6 protein-coding genes are annotated in these 6,472 nt (G+C 75.7%); 2 read left to right on the plus strand and 4 right to left on the minus strand.

Annotated features, from left to right (window positions below):
- The 3 genes from AC0CYZ_RS06900 to AC0CYZ_RS06910 form a co-directional block, all read right to left on the minus strand.
- Positions 1-1,388 (minus strand): glucose-6-phosphate dehydrogenase (locus tag AC0CYZ_RS06900; RefSeq protein ID WP_472213640.1); only part of this gene is annotated, 1,388 nt, incomplete at its 3' end.
- 124 nt (positions 1,389-1,512) lie between these two features.
- Positions 1,513-1,899, minus strand: a complete 387-nt coding sequence (locus tag AC0CYZ_RS06905) for an ACT domain-containing protein (protein ID WP_472213642.1) — start codon at positions 1,897-1,899, stop codon at positions 1,513-1,515.
- Positions 1,896-3,380: an MFS transporter gene (locus tag AC0CYZ_RS06910; RefSeq protein ID WP_472213644.1), complete on the minus strand. Its 1,485-nt coding sequence runs from the start codon at positions 3,378-3,380 to the stop codon at positions 1,896-1,898. The genes AC0CYZ_RS06905 and AC0CYZ_RS06910 overlap by 4 nt, the downstream gene beginning before the upstream one ends.
- Positions 3,381-3,390: 10 nt before the next feature.
- Between AC0CYZ_RS06910 and AC0CYZ_RS06915 the strand changes: the two genes are divergently transcribed.
- Entirely contained in the window at positions 3,391-4,164 is a 774-nt protein-coding gene (locus AC0CYZ_RS06915) for a M50 family metallopeptidase (RefSeq protein ID WP_472213646.1), read from the plus strand.
- Between the two features lie 4 nt (positions 4,165-4,168).
- On the opposite strand, the gene AC0CYZ_RS06920 is transcribed toward AC0CYZ_RS06915, so the two are convergent.
- Positions 4,169-4,882: a (2Fe-2S)-binding protein gene (locus tag AC0CYZ_RS06920; protein WP_472213648.1), complete on the minus strand. Its 714-nt coding sequence runs from the start codon at positions 4,880-4,882 to the stop codon at positions 4,169-4,171.
- A 139-nt stretch (positions 4,883-5,021) separates the two neighbouring features.
- On the opposite strand from AC0CYZ_RS06920, the gene AC0CYZ_RS06925 reads away from it, so the two are divergent.
- A partial coding sequence (locus AC0CYZ_RS06925) for a hypothetical protein (RefSeq protein WP_472213650.1) occupies positions 5,022-6,472 on the plus strand: 1,451 nt, incomplete at its 3' end.

The raw sequence follows: 6,472 nt of genomic DNA on the forward strand, positions 1-6,472 counted from the left end.
CCGGGCGCGTAGGGGTAGAGCGGCGTCGACCCGTCCATCGCCGCACCGGCCGCGTGCCAGACCTCCTCGAGCCCGTCCGGCCGGGTGAACAGCGTCCGGTCGCCGAGCAGGATGTCGTGGATGAGCCGGACGTAGGGCGGCAGCGGATCCCCGCCGGCGTCGTGCAGCGAGATCTGCGTGCACTGGGTCTCCAGCGCCGACTGGGCGCCCGGGATCTCGATGTTCATCGAGATCGCCAGGGCGCCGTCGCCGGCCAGGTCGAAGCGCAGCACGTTGCCGCGCACCGGGATCGGCGCGTCGCCCTCGGCCTCGGTCGACGCCCGGTACGGCCCGCCCTCGGGATCGCGCATGACGAGGCTGACCTTCTGGTGGCTCTCGGCCATCCGCTTGCCGGTGCGCATCAGGAACGGCACGTCGCGCCAGCGGTCGGTGTCGACCCACATCCGGGCGGCGACGAAGGTCTCGGTGTTCGAGTCGTCGGCGACCGCCTCGATGTCGCGGTAGCCCTCGAACTGGCCGCGGACGATGTCCTCGGCGACCAGCGGGCGGAACGCCTTCACCGCGTTCGCCCGGGCCTGGGCGATCTCGTCGGCGGCCAGGCTCGCCGGCGGCTCCATCGCGATCTCGGCGGCGACCTGGAACAGGTGGGTCACGAGCATGTCGAGCACGGCGCCCGTGGCGTCGTAGAACTCGGCGCGGTCGGCGACGTCGAGGACCTCCGGGACGTCGATCTGCACGGACGCGACGTGGTGGCGGTCCCACGAGGAGAAGAACAGCCCGTTCGCGAACCGCAGGGCCCGCAGCTGCTGCGAGGCCTCCTTGCCCAGGAAGTGGTCGATCCGGTAGATCGCGGACTCGTCGAAGACCCGGTGGACGGTCGTGTCGAGCGTGCGGAACGCCTCCAGCGAGGTCCCGAACGGCTTCTCGTAGACCACGCGCGAGCGCTCGGCGAGGTCGTGGGCACCGAGGGCCTTCGTGATCGGCTCGAAGGCGGTGGGCGGTACGCCGAGGTAGTGCACCCGCTGGACCGTGGAGCGGTCACCGTCCCCGAGCTCGTCCTCGGCCTCCGCGACGCGGTCCACGAGCTGGCCCGCGTCGTCGACCGAGAACCCGTCGCCGGCGAAGCGCAGCCGCGACGCGAACTCCTCCCACGGCCCGTCCTCGGGCTTCGGGCCGAACTCGGCGAGGACGCCGTGGACGTGGTCGCGGAAGTCGTCGTCGGAGAGGCGCCGGCGCCCGCTGCCGATCAGCAGCCACGACGCGGGGAGCAGCTGCTCCTGCGCCAGCCGGTAGAAGGCCGGCAGGACGAGCCGGGCCGCCAGGTCACCGCTCGCCCCGAAGAGCACGAAGACGGTCGGCGGGATGTCGGGCGTTCCGGGGTCGCTCACGCAGGGGAGCTTGCCCTGTCGTGCGCGCGATGACACGCGGCCGGCCGGGCGTCCGCTCGGCCGTGATCCGCTTCCGTGCGGCACATCGCGTCGGATTCGACGCGTTCCGCCGCACACGTCGCGATCACGACGCGGCGAGCGCCGCCAGCACCGCCAGGGCGTCCTCGCGGCGGTCCCACGGGACGAACAGGTGGTCGTGGTGGAACCCGCTCACCGGGTTCGCGCTGATCCCCGCGTCGGCCAGCGCCCGCGTCACCGCCGCGAGGAACCCGACGGCGGCGAGCGACGATCGCACCTCCAGGGTGATCCACGCACACGGGTACTCCGCGTCGAGCCCGTCCGCGGCCGCGTCGGGCACCACGACGGTCGTGCCCTCGTCCTCGGCGAGGGTCACCACCGCCGCCGGCACCGCGATCCCGGCGGGGACCGTCGCGAACACGTACCGGCCGGGGCGCAGCCGCGGCGTCATCCCGGCCAGCAGGGCCGCGAGCTCCGTCTCCCCGGTGGTCACGACCGCGGCGCCTGCTGCGGGCTGCTCACCCCGCAGTGCGCGCACTCCGCCACGTTCACCTCGCCGGCCGGACGGGCCCGCAGCGGGCGCAGGAGCAGCCCGGAGAGCACGGCCCCGCCGAGCAGCAGGCAGGCGGCGATGATCACGGCACGGTGGTAGCCGGCCGAGAAGGCCACCGGGTTCGTGTAGTCCGCCCCGGCGATCCCCGCCGCCGCGGGGATGACGGCCACCGCGAGCAGGCCGGCGGCCCGGGCCACCGCGTTGTTGACCCCGGAGGCCACCCCGGCGTGGCGGTCGTCGGCGGCGTCGAGCACCGAGGCCGTCAGGGGGGCCACCGTGGCCGCGAGCCCCAGCCCGAACAGCACGACGGCGGGCAGGACGTCGAACAGGTAGGACGCCCCGACGCCGACCCGCAGCAGCAGGAGCATCCCGCAGGCGGCCACGACGAGGCCGACGGTCATGGGGATGCGCGGCCCGATGCGCGTCGCCAGCCGGCCGGCCCGCGCGGAGAGCAGCAGCATGATCACGGTGATCGGGAGCGTCGCGATCCCGGCCGCCAGCGGTGAGAACCCGGCCACCACCTGGAGCTGGAGCACGAGCAGCACGAAGAGGACCCCGAGCGCCGCGTAGACCAGGAGCGTCACCCCGTTGAGCGCGGTGAACCGTGGGTTCGCGAACAGGTCGGGCGGGACGAGGGGCGAGCGCGACCGGCGCTCGACGAACCCGAACGCGACGAGCGCGCCGACCCCCGCGAGGCCGCCGACCACGACCGCCGGCGACGCCCCGGCCGACCCCGCCTCGGTCAGCGACCAGGTGAGCACCCCGAGGCCCAGCAGCCCGAGGGCGGTCCCGGGCACGTCCAGGTGCGGCACCGCCTGGGGATCCCGGGACTCCGGCACGTGGCGCAGCGCGGCCACGAGCACGACCGCGGCCAGCGGCAGGTTGATCAGGAACACCGCGCGCCAGTTCCACTCGACCAGCCAGCCGCCGATGAACGGTCCGACGGCCCCGGCCACCCCCGCGAGCCCCGACCACGCGCCGATGGCCGCCGCGCGGTCGCTGCCGTGGAACGAGGCCGAGATCAGCGCCAGCGAACCCGGCGTCAGCAGCGCGCCCCCGACGCCCTGCAGCGCCCGGGCCGCGATGAGCACGTCGATCGACGGCGCGAACCCGCACAGCGCCGAGGCCAGGGCGAACCAGACGACGCCGATGAGGAAGACCCGGCGTCGACCGAAGCGGTCCCCCAGCGAACCGCCGAGCAGGATGAACCCGGCGAGGGTGAGCGTGTAGGCGTTGATCGTCCACTGCAGGCCCGCGAACGACGACCCGAAGTCCGACCCGATCCGCTCGAGCGCGACGTTGACGACCGTCGAGTCGAGCATCGCGAGACCGGAGCCGAGCACCGTCGTCGCGAGGACCCACCGGGCCGCCGGGGTTCCCAACCGCAGGCCCGCGGCGTCCGCCGCCTCCTCAGTGCTCACGCCGCCCAGCATGACCCCCACCCCACCCGTGCGCGCTACGGTTCGGCGCATCGCCACGTTCACCTCGACCGCACCGCCCCCGCTGCAGCCGATCGGCGAGCTCACCGCCGAGCAGACGCAGGTCGCGCTCGTCGTCGTCGCCGGCCTCGTCGCACTGTCGGTGGTGGCCGGGAACGCCACGTGGCGCATCGCGCGCAACGTGGTGACCATCGCGCACGAGGGCGGCCACGCGCTGGTCGCGATCGCCTCGGGCCGGACGCTGACCCGCATCCTGCTGCACTCCGACACGTCGGGGGTGACGGTGTCGAAGGGGCGCCGCGACGGCCCGGGGATGGCTGCGACGGCGTTCGCGGGCTACGCCACCCCGCCGTTGCTGGGCCTCGGGGCCGCGGCCCTGGTGGCGGGCGGCGCGGTCCCGACGATGCTCGGCCTCGCGATCATGGTGCTGCTCGGCACGCTCGTGCTGATCCGCAACGTCTACGGCGTCGCGTCGGTGGTGCTGACCGGCGGCATCGTCGTGGTCGTCATCGCCTACGGGTCCCCGGCGGTGCAGTACGGCTTCGCCTGCTTCGTGACCTGGTTCCTCATCGTCGGCGGGCTGAAGACGGTGCTGGAGGTGCAGCAAAAGCGCGCCGGGCGCCGGGCGGCCGACTCCGATCCCGATCAGCTCGAGCGGCTCACCGGCGTTCCCGCGGGCATCTTCGTGGCGATGTTCGCGCTGATCGGCCTGCTGGCGCTGATCTTCTCCGGCAACCTGCTGCTGTCCTGGCCCCCGTTGCCCTGACCGGTCACCGGGCGTCGAGGACGCAGTCGCCGCACGTCCCGCCGCCGGGCACGCGGTAGAAGAGGCAGCAGGTCCGCCGCGCGAATCCGACCCCGGTCGGGTGCGCGGGCTCCGCGACGACCTCGCCGAGCCCGGCCAGCGGTGGGTGCCCGAGGATCCCGACGGCGAGGGCGAGGGTTCCCGACGACGAGTCCGGCCGCTGGGTCAGCAGCATGCGCAGCGCCCCGCCGAGCGAGGACGCGACGTTGCCCCAGGTCACCTGGGCCGACACCGCGGCCTGCTCCCCGATGGCCTCGAGCAGCGGGCGCAGCGTGACGTCGAGCTCGCGGGCGGCGGCGGGGGCGAGCTCCGCGGGCCCGGCGGGGCCCTCGACGGCCTCCGGACGCTCGATCCACAGCGGCATCGGCCCGCCCGACCAGGGACGCCACCGCAGGTGGTCGTGCAGGCGGGGGACCACCCCGTGCAGCGCGCCCGCCCCCAGGACCAGCGCGGTGACGCGGGCGGAGACCGACAGCGAGAGCAGCGACGCCGCGATCCGCCGCGGGACCCCACCCAGCTGCTCGGCCACCTGGTCGACGCGCCGGTCGAGGACCTCCCCGGCGAACGCAGCGAGAGGGCGCCAGGAGGGATCGGCCCCCTCGGCCGGGCCGGTCGCGAGCCCGAAGAAGCCGCCGAGGGCCGCGACGTCGTCCATCTCCCCGGTGAGGTCCACGGACATGGCCCCCATGGTCCCGGACGCGTGATCGACCGGTGACGATCACCCGTTCGGCCCCCTCCGGGGGTCTCGAAGCGGGCCGACGGCCGCTGATCGGCGGCGTGAGGTCGGCGTGGTGGGCGTGATTCGTTAGGTTCGCAGCATGCTCGACTCGGGTCTGCGCTTCGCCTTCGCCTTCCTGCCGGCAGGCGTGGCGATCGTCGTCGGCCTCGTGCTGGCCGTGCAGCGCCGCCGCATCCAGCCCGCGGTGGCGACGCCGGCCATCGCCGGGCTCGCGCTGCAGCTGGTGGCCGCGCTGCTCAGCGCGTCCACGGTGGTGGTGCTGCCGGCGCTGCTGCGCGGCGGCTCGAGCACCGACACGGTGCTCACCGCCTCCAGCCTCATCGGTGTCCTCACGGCGCTGGTCACCGTGCTCGGCTGGGTGCTGCTGCTCATCGCGCTCTTCCGCCGGCTGCCCGCGGAGGCGCCCGCGGCCGGGCCGGCGCCCGCGTCGACCCCGTCCTCGGGGCTCCCGTGGCAGCGGGGCCCCGCGCGCGGGATGGTCGGGCAGCCCCCGGCCGACGACGCCCCGACCGGTCGGCACGCCCTGCTCGACGAGCACGGCCAGCAGGTCGTGGCCCAGCCCGGGGTGCGCCTCTCGCCGCGGACGGCCGCCCTGACCGGCGGTGCCGCCGTGGGCGCGGGTGCCGCCGTCGGTGCCGGCGTCGCGGCGCGGGGCGACGAGGGCGACGACCTGCTCGACGCCGACGACGAGGCGAGGCTCGCCGGCCGCGACGAGGACCTGCCCACCGAGGCGGTGCCGATCGCCGGCCACCGCCCGGCCGACGCCGACGTCGCGGGCACCACGGGCGACTCGCCGGAGGCCGCCTCCGCGCCCGACGCGGGGCCGGGCGGGGTCGACGAGGCCGCCGTCGGGGGTGTGCCCACTCACGCGACCGCCGGCACCGAGACCGACCCGGACGCCGCCGCACCGGCCTCCGCCCCGGGGGCCGCGCCCGCCGCCGCGTCCGGCGGGATGCCCCGCCCGTGGCCCGGAGCCGCCCCAGCGGGTGCCGGAGCCGGGGTCGCGGGCGCCGGGGCCGCGGGCGCTGCGGCTGTGGGCGCTGGGGCCGCGGGCGCCGGTGCGGCCCTGGCCGGGACCTCGACGGAACCGGAGGAGCACGACGCCGCGGCGGACGCCGCTGACACCCCCGAGACCACCGCCGGGGCCGCCGCAGGGTCCGCGGGCGAGGAGCCGGTCACCGAGACGATGCGGACCCACACGCCGGCCGGGACGCCCGCGGCGGACCCGGGAGCGCACACCGACGACGGGGACGAGGCCGCTCCCGGGACGGCGCCCTCCGTTGCGGCCGACCCGCCCGCGGAGCCCAGCGACGTGAGCGTGGACGAGAGCGCCGTCGGCGGGGTCCCCGCCTCCGCGAACAGCGACCACGACGCCGAGGACGGGCACCCCCGGACCGACACCGTGCGCGACGAGGCGGTGCACGACGAGAGCGATCACGTCCTCGACCACGCGACGGCGGACCAGGCTGAGATCGGTGAGCCGGACGGTGCTAACGGCGACGGCGACGTCGACAGCGACAGCCACGTCGA

The sequence above is a fragment of the Actinomycetospora sp. genome (assembly GCF_055612215.1).